Annotated in this window: 16 protein-coding genes; 10 read left to right on the top strand and 6 right to left on the bottom strand. The window is 47.6% G+C overall.

The annotated features are described in order from the left end of the window. Positions 1-402: 402 nt before the first annotated feature. The 3 genes from NDA03_RS23895 to NDA03_RS23885 form a co-directional block, all read right to left on the bottom strand. On the bottom strand, positions 403-789 hold the full coding sequence (locus NDA03_RS23895; RefSeq protein WP_348239346.1) for an SH3 domain-containing protein: 387 nt from the start codon (positions 787-789) through the stop codon (positions 403-405). Between the two features lie 188 nt (positions 790-977). Then, positions 978-1,280 (bottom strand): hypothetical protein, encoded by a 303-nt coding sequence (locus tag NDA03_RS23890; protein WP_348239345.1) that lies wholly within the window; start codon positions 1,278-1,280, stop codon positions 978-980. Further along, positions 1,277-1,954, bottom strand: coding sequence for a hypothetical protein (locus tag NDA03_RS23885; RefSeq protein WP_348239344.1), 678 nt, complete (start codon positions 1,952-1,954; stop codon positions 1,277-1,279). Before NDA03_RS23885 ends, NDA03_RS23890 begins: the two co-directional genes overlap by 4 nt. A 282-nt stretch (positions 1,955-2,236) precedes the next feature. On the opposite strand from NDA03_RS23885, the gene NDA03_RS23880 reads away from it, so the two are divergent. The 6 genes from NDA03_RS23880 (at position 2,237) to NDA03_RS23855 (ending at position 8,915) form a co-directional block, all read left to right on the top strand. Next, entirely contained in the window at positions 2,237-3,229 is a 993-nt protein-coding gene (locus tag NDA03_RS23880) for a tyrosine-type recombinase/integrase (protein WP_348239376.1), read from the top strand. Positions 3,230-3,338: 109 nt separating this feature from the next. Next, positions 3,339-3,929 carry a DUF1643 domain-containing protein gene (locus tag NDA03_RS23875; protein WP_348239343.1) on the top strand — a complete coding sequence of 197 codons (591 nt, stop codon included), beginning with the start codon at positions 3,339-3,341 and terminating at the stop codon, positions 3,927-3,929. A 616-nt stretch (positions 3,930-4,545) separates the two neighbouring features. Further along, a complete protein-coding gene (locus tag NDA03_RS23870) occupies positions 4,546-7,356 on the top strand; it encodes a CHAT domain-containing tetratricopeptide repeat protein (RefSeq protein WP_348239342.1) in 2,811 nt (936 codons plus the stop codon). A 14-nt stretch (positions 7,357-7,370) separates the two neighbouring features. After that, positions 7,371-7,643 carry a hypothetical protein gene (locus NDA03_RS23865; RefSeq protein ID WP_348239341.1) on the top strand — a complete coding sequence of 91 codons (273 nt, stop codon included), beginning with the start codon at positions 7,371-7,373 and terminating at the stop codon, positions 7,641-7,643. A 119-nt stretch (positions 7,644-7,762) separates the two neighbouring features. Then, positions 7,763-8,524 carry an HAD family hydrolase gene (locus NDA03_RS23860; protein ID WP_348239340.1) on the top strand — a complete coding sequence of 254 codons (762 nt, stop codon included), beginning with the start codon at positions 7,763-7,765 and terminating at the stop codon, positions 8,522-8,524. A 163-nt stretch (positions 8,525-8,687) separates the two neighbouring features. Continuing rightward, positions 8,688-8,915, top strand: a complete 228-nt coding sequence (locus NDA03_RS23855) for an EF-hand domain-containing protein (RefSeq protein ID WP_348239339.1) — start codon at positions 8,688-8,690, stop codon at positions 8,913-8,915. Between the two features lie 254 nt (positions 8,916-9,169). Here NDA03_RS23855 and NDA03_RS23850 read toward each other — a convergent pair whose 3' ends face one another. Then, positions 9,170-10,165: a competence protein CoiA family protein gene (locus NDA03_RS23850; RefSeq protein ID WP_348239338.1), complete on the bottom strand. Its 996-nt coding sequence runs from the start codon at positions 10,163-10,165 to the stop codon at positions 9,170-9,172. A gap of 90 nt (positions 10,166-10,255) precedes the next feature. Between NDA03_RS23850 and NDA03_RS23845 the strand changes: the two genes are divergently transcribed. From NDA03_RS23845 to NDA03_RS23835, 3 genes are all read left to right on the top strand, one after another. Next, on the top strand, positions 10,256-10,951 hold the full coding sequence (locus tag NDA03_RS23845) for a thermonuclease family protein (RefSeq protein ID WP_348239337.1): 696 nt from the start codon (positions 10,256-10,258) through the stop codon (positions 10,949-10,951). A 96-nt stretch (positions 10,952-11,047) separates the two neighbouring features. Then, a complete protein-coding gene (locus NDA03_RS23840; RefSeq protein ID WP_348239336.1) occupies positions 11,048-12,004 on the top strand; it encodes a phospholipase D-like domain-containing protein in 957 nt (318 codons plus the stop codon). A 113-nt stretch (positions 12,005-12,117) separates the two neighbouring features. Next, a complete protein-coding gene (locus tag NDA03_RS23835; RefSeq protein ID WP_348239335.1) occupies positions 12,118-12,438 on the top strand; it encodes a hypothetical protein in 321 nt (106 codons plus the stop codon). A 377-nt stretch (positions 12,439-12,815) separates the two neighbouring features. On the opposite strand, the gene NDA03_RS23830 is transcribed toward NDA03_RS23835, so the two are convergent. Continuing rightward, positions 12,816-13,244 (bottom strand): SH3 domain-containing protein, encoded by a 429-nt coding sequence (locus NDA03_RS23830; protein WP_348239334.1) that lies wholly within the window; start codon positions 13,242-13,244, stop codon positions 12,816-12,818. Between the two features lie 56 nt (positions 13,245-13,300). Further along, complete coding sequence (locus NDA03_RS23825; protein WP_348239333.1) at positions 13,301-13,495, bottom strand: hypothetical protein; 195 nt, start codon at positions 13,493-13,495, stop codon at positions 13,301-13,303. A 321-nt stretch (positions 13,496-13,816) separates the two neighbouring features. Between NDA03_RS23825 and NDA03_RS23820 the strand changes: the two genes are divergently transcribed. After that, the coding region (locus tag NDA03_RS23820) for a transposase (protein ID WP_348239332.1) at positions 13,817-15,566 on the top strand (1,750 nt) is incomplete at its 3' end.

Genomic DNA, 15,566 nt, shown 5'->3' with positions numbered 1-15,566 from the left:
TCCTTTATGCAGTTTTGTTTGATTGGTAAATAGAACTTACTTTAGGAATTTTTTACTATGCAGATAGAGTAAGTTTATGAGTTTTTTTTGCTTAGTAACCCTAAATATAGCAGCACAACTTAGTTAAGTTAACGTTCGGTGTAAAGACTATACAGCTTTCCCTAGTAGAACTCGTTAAGCGATCGCTCCACCAGCCAATAAAAAAGCCCCTACTAGAGACCCGTGGGGGCTTTTTATCTTATGTTCCCATTGAGACAAGTGGAGGGATCGCCGTTCAAAAAAGTGGGGAGTACTTTAACGCAAGAATCGGGTTAGTAATATGTTTCTCAGTTGCGTGAAGTACATCAGAATAACCTAACCCCCAATTCCTTCCCAGCTTCGGGAAGGCACAATGGTTTCATGTTAGTTAAAGCATTCTGGAGCTATGAAGTCTTGGCGAATCCAGCCACGAGCGCCACTTCTAGGAAAACCAACTCTGTACCAAGAAAAACCTTGGCGATCCTCGGCGACTGCTAAATCTTGAGGGGTACCACCGGAGGTTCGTAATATGTGAACGCGATCACCCACCAGTCCATAGCCTTTCTGTTGATAGTTTGTGCTAGGACCGGTACGCAAATTAATCCGCGTTCCTGGGGTTTTACCAGTCAGCGTTGCCGCGCAATAAGACATTTCACTCTGAGGAATCTTTGACTGTGCAGAAGCCGGTGCTGCTGACAGCATCAAAGTAGCTACAAGCCCAGTGAAGGCAACTACTTGAGTCTTGACTAAAGCACTCTTAACGATTCTCATGTTTTCCTCAAACTAACTAATTTAAGACTTTTGGCAGATTGTCTAATCTGCGGTTATGTTCTGCTCCAATAGAACTTAAGCTCTTTCCAGAAAATTAACCCGTGGGATGTGCGATCGCCTCATCAGCCAACAAAAAAGCCCCCGCTTGGAAACACTGGGGGCTTTTCAATGACTCGGCCTTTGGGATTCTACTTCCTGCGTTCCAATGCTGATCCACTGGCTCCCAGCATGAAGCCCAGCATCAAAGCAGCCTTAATCTGTCCGGGCTGGATGAACAACGCAATACTTGCAATCAATGACCCGACGAATACGCCCCAGCCGACGCAGCGGGCGGAGCGATAGAGCGGGTTTCTTTGCCGCCTCGCGAGTCTCACTTCTTCTTCCAGTCTCAGTGTTTCGGCGTGGAAATCTTCCAGGGACTTGAACTCTTTTCTCAAATGACCTTGTAGGGCAGCACCCCTAAGCGCCCGTTTGGGTTTGGGTTGTGTCATGGCTGGTCATCTCCCATCAATTCCTTGAATTGGGCATAAGCCTGTTTCCAGCCTGCCTTGTTTTTCTCGCAGCCCCAGAGCGCCTGAATAATTTGGGTCTGGGAAAGCCCCGACACTTTCATCTGGTCAGCTAGTTTCAATACCTGCGTTCTGGGGAGTTGGGCTGGCGTGAAGGTATCGCCGGTATCGCGCTCGGTATCGTCGGAACCGCCTGTGTTATCAATGGTTTCAGCGCTTCCAGTATCGACGGTATCAGATTCGGTATCAGCGGAATCGATACTGGTATCGGTTCCGGTATCGCTGGTATCGGCTGTTTTTTCACGGGTTCCGGTATCGATTCCGGTATCGATTCCGGTATCACCTAGCAGGAATTCAAGCCGCTGCCTGATGTCAGTCTGGTGAGCGAAAGAACCATCCGTTTGCTGTATTGTTGTCGGCATTGATTGAGGTTGAGGTAGCATCCCTATCAACAATTCCTCGGTTAGCCAGTCTGGGATTTTTCCTTCCTCCCTGGTGCCGTCCAGCCATTGAATCTTAAATTTCCCTGTAGGCTGGATAGTCTCCAAGCCATCATCCCCGATGGTCTTGTCTCCAATTGTCTCGACTCGCACGGTGCCTTCAACGCCTTTGTATAGCAGCGGAGAAAAAATGGTCGCTAAGGACAACTGTCCCATTTTCGAGGCTTGGGCTGATAGCAATAGGCAAGCTATATCAACGTAAAATCAAGGATTTTCAAGATTGACTGTCCCATTTACAGGCAAGATTGGGACAGTTCAAACCATCAAGCGTCCAATCAAAATAATCCCCAGGAGCTTTAGCCTGTGAGCATCTCAGCCTTAGCGACCAAAATTTCTCCATTGCTATACAAAGGCGAACATACCCGAACTGATGATGACCGGGTGAGGTTTAATTTTCCTCATGTGCTATCGGAAAATAGTATTATCAAGAGCTTATCTATGCAAAAAATCACCCCATCGCAGCACAACCTAGACCGCTTGCTTGATGCGAAAATAGGCACATCCTTCGATACCAGCGTTAACCCGGACGTGCTTGCCCAACTACTGGCTGACAAACGAAGTCTTAACACCCGTCGCGCCTACGAAAGGGACGTAGTACAGTTTTTCAAATTTATGACGGGCAAGGAAGTCACGCCAGACCTGGTACTCGAATTCCTGCATCTCGAACGTACCCAAGCCGTATCCGTGGTGCTGAAGTACAAAGCTTCATTGATTCAAAAAGGACTGAAGGAAGCGACTGTCAACCGTCGCCTCGCTGCCATCAAAAGCCTGGTATCAATGGGGCGGAAGATTGGCGTCTGTGTCTACGGCTTGGAAGATGTATCTGGCGAGAAGGTACAGAAGTATCGGGATACCACCGGAATTGATGTGGATGCATTCAAGCGAGTGCTAGCAGTCTGCGATCGCTCCACTGTCCAAGGCAGTCGCGATTATGCACTGCTTAGGCTGCTCTGGGGGAATGCACTGCGGCGGAACGAGATCAGCCAATTGAATATCGGTGACTTTGACCCCGATGCCAAGACACTACGAATACTCGGAAAAGGGCAGGGAACCCAGCGTGAGGTGATTGATTTGGCTGAGGGCACGGTAGAGGCGATCACTCAATGGGTAAGCGCTAGAGGTGATGCGCTGGACGATACTCCATTATTTACCTCCCTGGACTATGCCAAACCAGGGCATCGGTTAACTGGTGATGGAATCAGAAAGATAGTAGTAAAGCTTTGTAGCAAGGCTGGCATCAAGAAAACAATGTCGCCGCATCGCATTCGGCACAGCGCCATCACCGCTGCATTGGATGCTACTGATGGCAATGTACGGAAGGTGCAAAAGCTTTCGCGTCATCGGCAATTAGACACCCTAATGATTTACGACGACAACCGGGGCAAGGACCAAGCTGAGGTTTCAAATCTACTCGATGAAATGATTTTTTAGAGAGCTGTGGCAGCGGCGGGTAAACGTGCTGGGATTAAAGGCAAGGTTAGCCGCACTGGTTGCGTCATGCGTCACGCTTCGCATTCACTAGACAGAGGTACGCTGATATATGACTAAAAATTTGACGAAAAAAAATCTCCCTAGCTATCGATATCTACTCTCACGACATACCTCTGTACGATCAAGTTCTACTCTACTAATTTGTATGCTGAATCCCTCAACAGCAGATGAAGAAAAAAATGATCCAACAATTTTGAGTGTATGTCGTCTTGCAAAAAATGGAGGATTTGGTCGGTTATTAGTTTTAAATCTTTTAGGTGTTCGTGCTACTAACCCCTTTGATATTTGGGCGTATGAAGATCCTCTGGGTGTAGATAATTATCGAACGTGGGATAGGGTACTAAAAGAAGAACTAATTCCAGGGGTAGACACCATATCTGTAGCTTGGGGACGGGCACCAAAGGAGCGTCGTCAATTGCTCCACTTTATTCCTGCATTAGCCGAGGCATATTGTCGTCTAAAACCCTGGAGAAAATCTGTCATGACTTGGGTTCAAAACATTGATGGTTCGCCTCGACATCCACTTTATATTAGTGGCAGGACAGAACTACAGCCCTATGATCTTGATAGTTATGTGAAGGATATCTTGCAACGTAACAATACCCTATTGTCTAACAATTTAAAAGATTTTGTCGAATAACAGATTATTTGTCGTCTCAACAAGTTGTTGAGAAAGCAGGGAATTTAAAGCACGAGTTGACATTAGATATGTAATGTAATGTTCTGGTTTTGGTTGTTGAAGCATTGTTATTGAAGGTACGTAATTGTCTTTGAAAAAGTAAGTTATCACAGGCAATTATTACCTATAACAAACGGGTTTCTCACCACTATCATTGAGATGCGCCGACCTCCCTCCACATTGGGATATGGCGCTCTCGTCAAAACCTACACTGCCGGCCTGACAATTTCCAGAATGTGGTTTGGGATGCCTCACGCAATCGCCTCCCAAGTTCTGGGAACACTAGGACTGTCCCAGAGGAGAAGGTGTGATAAACAAACTCGCAATTGCCGCTGCCTTAGTCCTTAGCTTGAAGAGTAATTACCAATTGGTACGGGGAAAGTGCGCTGCCAAGGTGTAGGGCTAGCGATCGCTCCGAAGATGGTGAAGACAAACTTGCCGCCGATGGTTGCAGTTCGCAAGCGATCTCATTCTTGATTCTGGTGACGATGCTCTCGCATCAACCGATAACTAGACGTGCCCAATCGCCGTAGGTTAAAACAGCGATCGCATCCTTGCACTTTCCCCTGTAATAACTGTGCGTCTCCCAATCCGACGACTCGCTTTAATCTTTCTCCTAACATCTGCTGCAACGCCTTTCGCGCCTAACTTTCCAGCAATCTTCCCTACAATACAGGCGTTAGCGCAAACCCCAGATTCTCAGAAAACGGAAGCAGACCAACTGCTAGACCAAGGCAACAAGCAGTATTTAACCAGTCAATTTGAGGCAGCATTACAGTCTTGGCAACAGGCACTAAGTCTCTATCGGGAAATCAAAGATCCCTTAGGTGAGGGGAAGGCTCTGGGCAATCTGGGACTTGCTTACTATAACCTAGGAGATTACGCCAAAGCGATTGAGTATCAGCAGCAGAGTTTAGCCATTGCGCGGGAAATCAAAGATCCCTTAGGTGAGGGGAAGGCTCTGGGCAATCTGGGACTTGCTTACGATGTCCTAGGAGATTATGCCAAAGCGATTGAGTACTACCAGCAGCATTTAACTATTGCGCGGGAAATCAAAGATCCCTTAGGTGAGGGGAAGGCTCTGAACAATCTGGGAATTGCTTACAATGTCCTAGGAGATTATGCCAAAGCGATTGAGTACTACCAGCAGCGTTTAGCTATTGCACGCGAAATCAAAGACCGCCAAGGTGAGGGAACATCTCTGGGCAATCTGGGAATTGCTTACTTTTCCTTAGGAGATTATGCCAAAGCGATTGAGTACTACCAGCAGCATTTAACTATTACACGCGAAATCAAAGACCGATTAGGTGAGGGGAATGCCTTAGGCAATCTGGGAATCGCTTACTTTTCCTTAGGAGATTATGCTAAAGCGATTGAGTACTACCAGCAGTGTTTAGCTATTACACGCGAAATCAAAGACCGATTAGGTGAGGGGAATGCTCTGGGCAATCTGGGAAATACTTACTTTTCCTTAGGAGATTATGCCAAAGCGATTGAGTACCACCAGCAGCATTTAACTATTGCGCAGGAAATTAAAAACCGCCAAGGTGAGGGAACATCTCTGGGCAATCTGGGAATTGCTTACAATGTCCTAGGAGATTATGCCAAAGCAATTGAGTACTACCAGCAGCGTTTAGCTATTGCACGGGAAATCAAAGACCGATTAGGTGAGGGGCAATCTCTGGGTAATCTGGGAAGTGCTTACGATGCCCTAGGAAATTATGCCAAAGCGATTGAGTATCACCAGCAAAGTTTAGCCATCGCGCGGGAAATTAAAGACCGCCAAGGTGAGGGAACATCTCTAGGCAATCTGGGGAGTGCTTACTTTTCTTTAGGAGATTATGCCAAAGCAATTGAGTATCACCAGCAGCGTTTAGCCATTGCACGGGAAATCAAAGACCGATTAGGTGAGGGAAATTCTCTGAACAATCTAGGGGTTGCTCTCCAGAGGTCGGGCAATCTAGGGGAAGCTGAAAAAACCCTCCGCGCTGGAATTGAGGTATACAAATCTCTACGAGAACGATTGGGCAACAATGATGCCTACAAAGTGTCAATTTTTGAGGAACAAGCTCGCACCTACCGCCATTTACAACAAGTCCTGATTGCCCAAAATCAACCCGTTGCTGCTCTGGAAGTTGCTGAAAGTGGTCGTGCCAGGGCATTTGTGGAGCTACTGGCAACACGCTTCTCATCCCCTTCCTCTACTCAACCGAGTGTCTCTCCCAATCCACCCGACATCCAGCAAATTCAACAAATCGCCAAACAGCAAAACGCTACCCTGGTTGAATATTCGATTATTTATGACGAGTTCAAGATTCAGGGTAAACAAGAAGCTCGCGAATCAGAACTCTACATTTGGGTAATCCCACCCACAGGCGTTGTATCGTTCCGTCGTGTTGACCTCAAACCTCTATGGCAGCAGCAAAATACGACGCTTCCACAATTAGTTGTCAACAGTCGTGAATCGATGGGTGTTAGAGGTCGCGGCTTGAGCATCATCGCTAGATTAGATGAAACTTCCCAAATTAATCGATTACAGCAACTCCATCAACTACTCATTCAACCCATTGCCGACCTTCTGCCGACTGACACTACTGCCCGTGTCATCTTCATCCCTCAACGCTCCCTGTTCCTGGTTCCCTTTGCTGCGCTCCAAAATGCCAATAACAAATACCTAATCGAACAACACACTATCCTCACGGCTCCTTCAATTCAGGTACTGGCATTAACCCGTCAGCAACGACAACGGGTTCCAATGTCAGTTAGGGATATCCTAGTGGTTGGCAATCCTACGATGCCCAGCCTTGCCCCCAAAATTGGGGAAAAGCCTCAACCGCTTTCGCCCCTACCGGGTGCCGAGAAGGAAGCGATTGAGATTGCTCGTCTCCTGAACACGACAGCCCTCATTGGTAAACAAGCCACTGAAGCCGCCGTTGTTCAGAAGCTACCCACAGCCAAAATGATTCATTTGGCGACTCACGGATTGTTAGATGATTTTCAGCGTAGCGGAGTACCGGGAGCGATCGCGTTGGCTCCTTCTACTCAAGATGACGGGTTACTTACCGCCAGCGAAATCCTCAATCTCAAGCTCAATGCTGAGTTAGTTGTCTTGAGTGCTTGCGACACTGGACAAGGTAAACTGACGGGCGATGGTGTGATTGGACTGTCTCGTTCTTTAATTACGGCAGGTGTCCCCAGTGTTATCGTCACTTTATGGTCGATACCGGATAACCCTTCTGCCTTACTGATGACGGAATTTTATCGGAATTTGCAACAAAACTCGGATAAAGCGCAAGCTTTGCGAAGCGCGATGCTGACGACGATGAAACAATATCCCAACCAACCCAACGCTTGGGCTGCATACACGTTAATTGGGGAAGCTGAGTAACTCGAAGTCTCGACTTGCGCTCCGATGCCAAATTGTTTGAATGGTGGGCACCAGAGGGAACCAGGTTTGTTGGTGGCGATCTAGTGCTGAAGCGACCCACTTATGACGGCGAACCAGTGCCCAGGCCTCGGCAACGATTCACGCCAGAGTCAAAGCTAGAACTACTGGATTATCACCCAATGTTTACGGGCAAATGTCCCCGCTGCAAGATGCCCTTTGAGGTGAAGAAGCCGCCCTCAGTAAATTGGGATTGCTCCCGGTGCGGATGGGTAGATGATAGCGTGTGAGCGATCACAGCACCCAGTCCTGATCTAACGCCTAAAATTACGGCAACTTTGAAGAGATTATCAGTTCTAACCTCATTGATTGGTAGTCTTACCTCAAGAACACCTAGAAAATAGTTACGATGACACAACTGCACGCCTTGATTTTTGACATTGATGGAACGATGTCAGATACTGAGCGAGATGGTCATCGCGTTGCTTTCAATCGTGCCTTTGCTGAAGCGGGTTTAGATTGGGATTGGTCAGTCTCGCTGTATGGAGAGTTACTTGAGGTTACGGGGGGAAAGGAACGCATTCGCTTTTACTTGGAGCAGTACCAACCGGATTTTGAGCCACCGACTGGCTTGGACAAGTTTATCGCCGACATTCATGCAACCAAAATCAAATGTTTCCAACAATTGGCGGCTGAGGGGGCTATGCCGTTGCTCGTAGGAGTGAAGCGATTGATAGAAGAAGCCCGAACTCAAGGAGTTCGCTTGGCGATCGCAACAACAGCTTCACGCCCCAATGTTACAGCCTTATTGGAACATACCCTTGGAGCCAATAGCCCTGACTGGTTTGAGGTGATTGCCGCTGGTGATATCGTTCCTGCCAAAAAACCAGCACCAGATGTTTATCAGTATGTCTTACAGATGATGAATTTAGAGGCCCAAGATTGCCTTGCGATTGAAGACTCGTACCAGGGTTTAGAAGCTGCAAGTCAACTAGGTTTGAAAACAGTGGTTACGGTCAACGAATACACGCAAAACCAAGATTTTTCCGGAGCCATACTGGTATTAAATCACCTGGGAGAACCTCTTCAACCCTTTAGTGTTATTGCTGGTGATGCTGGAGATGCAAGTTATGTCGATATAGCACTGGTGCAGCGTCTCCACGCTCACTAACGTTTGAGAATAACGTTAGTAATCACTAGAGCTAATAAGATGAACACAAGCCATCTTTGCTTCTGGAACGGACTACCTGTTTAGTGATAAATCTTAACTTTCCTTGCATCTTTTTCAAGATATTGAGATATTGAATTGAAAAAATCAATTCAGATAGAAACTTATGGCAACTGAGCAAGAGCTTCAATCTCTTTTTAATACCTTGGATAGAGATCAAGATGGTAAAGTATCGAGTAATGAGCTTTTTTTAAGTCCTGGGTTAAATGCAGTCATTTCAGCAGAAACAGGTACTAGCCCCGCGGAACTGCTAGCGACGTATCGAGATGAAGAGGGTAATATTACCTTTGAAGACTTGAAACAAGCTGTTAAGAAAGCAGGGAATTTAGAATAAGCGCGATCGCATACGCCAGCAGCGATTGAAATAGGATCACTTACCCAAGTGGATGAGTGTTTTACCTGATAAAGAATTCAGCAGTTCGAGAGCAGAAAGCAATCGCTGACTACCAAGGATAAGAAATTACTTCTTATCCTTTCATCTGGCAGAGATTTAAGCACCAGTTGACATTAGGAGTGTAATGTCAAGTTCTGGGTTTTGTTGTTGAGACATCGTAATTGAAGCGTGATTATCTTTGAAAAGGCTCATTTTCACAGGCAATGGTTTTCAGTCCTAGCAGGTGCTAGCTTATCATCTTCCATCAAAATATCAGACTCTACTTGACTAAGACATTTGAGATGCATCTGTTCCAAATCGTTCAATACTGCGCTCACCTCAGTACCAAACTTGTAGTATTCAGTTAAGCTTCCTAATCGGTAGTTAAACGGCTGGTAACGATGCTTGAAATATAGCTCAACGTTGCCCCTGTATTCCCAAGCACCAAGTACCTTAAGTTCTACAGCTTGGTAGTAGCAGCGTAAATCCCGCCTAATTTCTAGCATCCGTTCTTCAATTGTTCGCTTAGTTATACCAATTTTATATAGGATTTGATTATCAGCTTTCACTTCTAGGTAGTACAAGCGATGCTCTAGGATTCTTCTAAGCTGAGTTCGGTATAACCATAAATCAACCGTTCTTTCTTTCAGGTCAAGAGACTTAACAACTTTAGCGAGTTCCACCTTACGCTTCAGATTCGATAATTTCTTGAGGATAAGTGGCTCCTGAATTTGATTGAATTCCATTAAAGGCAGCACTCCACACGGAATCATTCCTAGCTGAGTGAACTCGTAGCCAGGAGGATTCAGATAAGGATTCTTCTGTAATAGTTTGGCTTTAATTAATGGCTTGAGTTCGCTAGAAGAAGGGATACTCCAGCTATTTGCTCCGCATGACTTCCAAAGGGTTTTGAGTAGTTGCAGCGCCTTACCCGATAGTTCAATATTAAAGTTGTCGTATAGAGGTAAGCTGGGGAACTCTCGCTTAACCGTCACGGAGCGACAACTTTCCTCAACGTGAGCGAAATGATGTTCCTTAACTTGACCCTTCTTGGCAACTAATTTGACTCCACAATAGGGGCAAACTAGATCGCTTTTTCCGCTGGGAACATCAACGATATCAACCAATTTATTATCAGCATTAACCCCAAACTTTAGCAGCCACACATCAGCCATATCGCCAATCACTAAGTATTTACAGTCAACTTCCACGGTAGATAGAAATCAGGACGCTCCCTTAAATAAACGCGATCGCCCCTCACGTTTTGGGAACACTAAGACTGTCCCAGATGAGAAGGTGTGATGAACAAACTCGCAACTGCCGTTGCCCTAGTCCTAGCCTTAACCGGAATCCCCGCCACTGCCCAAACCACAGCAACAGTAGTCAGCACTGGCGATGGCGATACGCTGCGAGTCAAGAGCCAAGGGAAGGTGGTCACGATTCGCATGGCTTGCATTGACGCGCCAGAAACAGGACAGCGCCCCTGGGGTCAGCAATCAGCGGCGAAACTCAAGCAACTTCTCCCCCCTGGTAAAGCTGTACAGGTTCGGGAGATTGAGCGCGATCGCTACGGGCGGACTGTCGCTGAACTCTACCTAGCAAATCAGTCGGTGAACCTCCAGATGGTTAAGCAGGGGCAAGCAGTTGTCTACCGGCAATATCTAACCGGCTGTGCATCCACCAAGAATCAGTATCTTCAGTCTGAGGCTCAAGCCAAGCAGAAGAAATTGGGATTCTGGAATCAGCCCAAGCCAGTCATGCCGTGGGATTTTAGGAAGGGGCAATCAGCCAGCAATCAACCATCTTATAGCCCCAAGCCCAAGCCAGCTCCATCTGCCCAACAAAACTGTAGTCCAGCTTATCCAGGCGTATGTATTCCCCCCGGCCCACCGGATTTGAATTGCCCGGACATCTCCTATCGAAATTTCAAGGTTCTGCCTCCCGATCCGCATGGCTTTGACCGCGACAGTGACGGGGTTGGATGCGAAAAAAGGTAACAGTGCAGTGAGGAGCGATCGCTCAGTTAAGCAGAGAAGACTAAGTATGTACCCACTGCGTCGTTAGTAAGGAGGTCTGCTACGAAACGCTCTTGGATGGAAGTTACTGAATCTGCTGCCCTTGTCGGCTCTGCATTGGGAACCGTCGCGGCGGCAGTCTCGCAGCAGGTGGTCTATGCAGCCGCTCCCCTGACGGTAGCTCTCTCGCTCAACGCAATCAATCGCCACCGATTTCAACAACAGACGCAGCAATACACCAAAAGTGCGATCGCCGACGTGCATTACGTTGTTCAATCCCTGCATCACCAGCGCCATACGCTACCGCCAGCCGAAACAGTAGACCTCGACCCGATCAATCAGTCCCTTGCACAGCTGGCACAGCAGTTCGACAACCGACCAGAGCTAGGGCAGATTCAGGAGTTGAAGGACGCACTCTCATCTCTTCCTCATCCCCTAGAACTGGAGAAAGTTATTGCTTGTCAAATTGAAAAATCAGCACAAGTCTTGACACTTGAGATTAACGGACAGCTTGCAGCCATCAAGCCTTATGAGTATCAATTGGCGATTGACCGCCCTGGCAGCCGCGCCGTGTTCATGGAAGCCCTCGCTCTTGCTCAGGAACGGTTGATTTTAGTTTGTCCGTGGCCCAATATTTACGGCGTTAATTCTGAAGTGATTCAGAAGCTTGAGGAACTACTGAAGCGCCAGGTTCACGTCGCGGTCGGCTGGGGACATCTCAAGGATATTGACAAGGTAAGTTCTATTGGTCCAATCCGCCAGCGGCTTAAATCTTCTTCCTATCTCTACAGTGCTTTGCCCGAACTGGAAAATTTAGAGCAGAAATATCCAGACCGATTCCAGCTAAAGCTACTAGGAACCCATGAGAAGTTTATCGTGTGTGATCGCTCGTGGACGATGCTGGGAAGTCATAATTTTTTGACCTCTGATACCAAAAGCACGGAGCGAGAGGTGGGTTTAAGAACGAATGACCCGCGCATCATTGCAGATTTGATTAAGCGGTTTGACACTGCTAAGGACTTGGAGAAGCAGTAGCCTATCCGGTTCTAAGGGAAACTTGAGTAAAACCAACTGCAAGAGTATGCCGAAGATTCCAGAGTGCGATCTCGCTCTAGCTCAATCCCCGCAATCCTTTTATCGTGTGTGCTGTGCATCCAACGGGACCCAATAGCGATCGCTGTCTCGACTTCCGACCCGCTGCCGAACTAGAGGAACCGGACGAACTGTGGGCACCTCCAGGGACGAGGTTTGTTAATGCTGATCTACTGCTGGAGCGACCCACTTATGACGGCGAACCAGTGCCCATGCTGGAGCAACGATTCACGCCAGCGGAAAAGTTAGAACTGCTGGATTATCACCCCATGTTTACGGGCAGATGTCCCTGCTGTGAGATGCCTTTTGAGATGAAGAAGCCGCCCTCAGTACATTGGGATTGCTCTAGGTGCGGATGGGTGGATGATAGCGTGTAAGCGATCGCTCAAGCCAAGCGTTGCAGAACCACTCAATGATTTGGTTTGATTCGCGGAAAAAGAGGAACCAGCCACTCATTGTACTTGGATGAGTGTCTTTCACAGTAAAGGTTATAGCGATTTCAAGAGTTGAATCTGCCCGCCTCATTATTGACTACTTTTAGTCATCAGGAATGATGGCAAGCACTGCACAGCTTCATTCGCCAACGAAGCATCTGGGACTTTCACCACTGGGCTTGGAGTACGCCGACCTTCCTCCGCACTCTCGACCACGACGATCTGTATTGTATGGACACTGGCAGCTTCCTAAGATTGAATTGCGGATTGGACCTCCTACCTCTGGAGTTGGCGATGCCTGCTCTGGTATCTGTGTAGATTCAGATGGGTCTGGTGCATCCCAGCAATCGCCGATTGTATTCACCCGATACATAGCCGGTCACTGACGACCCAGAAACGTAAAACCACTTCAAGCCAATATGTTTTACGGTAATTCGTTCGCCATTGTTCAAGGTGTCAATCACAGGGGCATCGCCATTGTCTGACTGCCTGACGTTCAGCGTTGTGTTTTCGGTTTTAACTATGCCGCATCTGCTTACCCGGTCGTTTGGGTCTGGTTCTTCAGCGACCAGAGTAAGCGCAGTAGTAGGTTTTGATTCAGGCGTGGTAGAAATTTCAGGAGATGGGCTGGCAACCTCGGATGGACTTTCGATAGGCGTTGGCGACACCTCAGAAACAACTGGGGGAGATACAGGTGGCGAATTGGTAGTTTGAGGGGGTTTGGACTGACCAGCGAGCGTCCCTACCAAAATTAATCCCGCTAATAAATACTGTTGCCGCTATCTTTGCATTGCGAGTCCATCGGCTAAGCCAAACCAAAGGGATACCTACTGGCGGGAGAAATATCAGGGCAGGTAAGATGTAGCGCTTCTTCTGATACCACTTTCAGGCTTGTTCGTTGGGCATGGGTCGGGTTTGACCGGGACTGCAACATTAATCTATCCGCCCGCAACAACCCATGCCCGGATTGAGCATTCAGCGATCGCCCTTCCAGCGCCAAAACTCACCCCCTTAGTTAAACGGAGTGAGTGTCATCGTCGGTAGTTGTTGGTGAACCTCAAATCAGAGATTTATCGCTGGTCTGTGATGCCTGTTGATGGTATTTGCTGGCACTTGATGATTACTTCGCTCCCGATGACAAGAGCGATCGCACTGAGTTGACGATTCAACCGCTTCTGTAAGCTCAGCACCCCATCGGCTTAGCTTCACATTTAAGTCTGGTGGGTTTGCGATTTACGGTAGCCTTTCAAAATTTCTATGATTCAGGACACACGCATCATCCTGTTCAGCATTTTTCCCAGTAGAGGCGATCGGGATCATCATGACTATCCGCGCACTCAAACTGAAGTTCACTCCAAACAAGGCACTTAAAAAACAACTGGTGCTGATGTCTTGGGCAGCACGGGATTTAACCAATATTTTGGTGGCTCACGCTCGATATATTAGAGAAGACAGAGGTCCGGCCTGTGAGGTAGTTCCTGCTCAAGGTGATAGCTGTACGCTTCAAACTTGGGATAGCGAAAGTAAAAAATGGATTGATGTCCCGCGAGATGGTAATGGTGTTCAACACGCGATTGTCCCTTGTATGGTGCCAATCACTCGAAAACCTAAAAAAGGGGAACTCAATAAAGCTAAGCCACTCATCAAGTCGCACGGAGAGACTGCTGGACAATATTGGGATAAAGGACTCGCATGGGAAATTCTTCAAGCCCTCTACTCTGGTAAAAGTTGTCTCTGGCCTCGCACCTATACTGACCGCATAATCCCCAAAGGAAAAAGCAAAGGTTTAATAGAAGTCGTAGAAGCTACAATTCAGCAGAAGCCAAAAGCTGAGTATAGCTTAAGTTTTGAATATGATGGAAAACCGCATATAGTAACGCTTAGTGCTAGAACGGTCGGGGTTATTGCCCGTAACTTTGACGGGAACTTCAAGAGTTTTGAGAGTAATCTTAGGCGCGGCGATCCAAATGCTAAGCCGCCTTATAAACAACGAAATTACGTTCCTGTTGTCTTCAAGAAGGATGAAATCCATTGGGAGGGAGAAGGTCTAAGACTTGGCTGTGTGTCGGAGAAAAAACGACATCAGGGGATTACCATTGCTTTCCCGGCATTGAAAAAGTTAAAGGGTCAACAGTTCCAAGATGCCAAAATTACCCGCTCCTTGAACGGTGAATATTGGCTGCATCTGACCCATGAAAAGAATATTGAAAAGAACCCCGAACTAACAGGAATTGGTGCCATTGATTTCGGGCAGAAGCGAGCCATCGTCATTGCTAACCAGAAGGGCGAAACGGCTACGATTTCTGGTAACAACATCTGCGCGGTTAAACGAGTCCGCGATCGCCGCCTCAGAGAGATTGGGCGTTTACGCAGTCGCACTTTGCGGGGGCAGGCTCGTCAGTACCTCAGCAAGGATGAGCAAGACAAAGCGTTAGAAAAGAACCGTAAGAAGCCGGGGTCTGGAGAGAAATACGTCCGCAGCTTGGTTGCTCGAAGACGACGAGACGGCAAAGACGGTCAAGGGCGAGACTTAGAAGCGATTGGGCAGAAACAACTAGGAATTCCTCTTAGGAAGCGATCTCGTCGGCAATTTAAGATACTCAAAGCATCTCGCCAACTCTCTGTACGGTCGCGTCGCGCATTGGACTATGCCAACCATTGCGTTACTAGGGCTGCTGTAGACTGGGCGGTTGAAAACAAAATTGGCACCCTTTACGTTGGCGAACTTGACAACATTCCCAAAGGTAGAAAAAAGGGACAGCGCCGGATGAAGCAGGTGAAGCGCAACAGCCTGTGGGAGTGGCCTACGCAGACAAAATATTTGGCGGATAAGCTCGTTGAAGCTGGCGGTATCGAGGTCAAGAAAGCCAGCGAGCGATTCACCTCTCAGAAATGTCCCCAATGCGGTACGCTCCATAAACCGAGCGGTCGCCGCTACCACTGCCGACCTCATAAGGAGGGATGCGGATGGAAAGGAGACAGAGACCAAGTAGGGGCAGTTAACTTCTTGAACACCTGCCTTGAACGGGATATGGGCGAACCGGGTAATTTAGTACCGGGACGCAATTACA

Source organism: Trichocoleus sp. Lan, from assembly GCF_039961855.1.
GTDB lineage: Bacteria > Cyanobacteriota > Cyanobacteriia > Cyanobacteriales > FACHB-T130 > FACHB-T130.
This window is presented reverse-complemented; position numbering and strand designations above follow the sequence as displayed.

Coding starts and splice junctions, on each gene's coding strand:
- NDA03_RS23895 (WP_348239346.1), bottom strand. CDS start 789: ATGAGAATCGTTAAGAGTGCTTTAGTCAAGACTCAAGTAGTTGCCTTC.
- NDA03_RS23890 (WP_348239345.1), bottom strand. CDS start 1,280: ATGACACAACCCAAACCCAAACGGGCGCTTAGGGGTGCTGCCCTACAA.
- NDA03_RS23885 (WP_348239344.1), bottom strand. CDS start 1,954: ATGGGACAGTTGTCCTTAGCGACCATTTTTTCTCCGCTGCTATACAAA.
- NDA03_RS23880 (WP_348239376.1), top strand. CDS start 2,237: ATGCAAAAAATCACCCCATCGCAGCACAACCTAGACCGCTTGCTTGAT.
- NDA03_RS23875 (WP_348239343.1), top strand. CDS start 3,339: ATGACTAAAAATTTGACGAAAAAAAATCTCCCTAGCTATCGATATCTA.
- NDA03_RS23860 (WP_348239340.1), top strand. CDS start 7,763: ATGACACAACTGCACGCCTTGATTTTTGACATTGATGGAACGATGTCA.
- NDA03_RS23855 (WP_348239339.1), top strand. CDS start 8,688: ATGGCAACTGAGCAAGAGCTTCAATCTCTTTTTAATACCTTGGATAGA.
- NDA03_RS23845 (WP_348239337.1), top strand. CDS start 10,256: ATGAACAAACTCGCAACTGCCGTTGCCCTAGTCCTAGCCTTAACCGGA.
- NDA03_RS23840 (WP_348239336.1), top strand. CDS start 11,048: ATGGAAGTTACTGAATCTGCTGCCCTTGTCGGCTCTGCATTGGGAACC.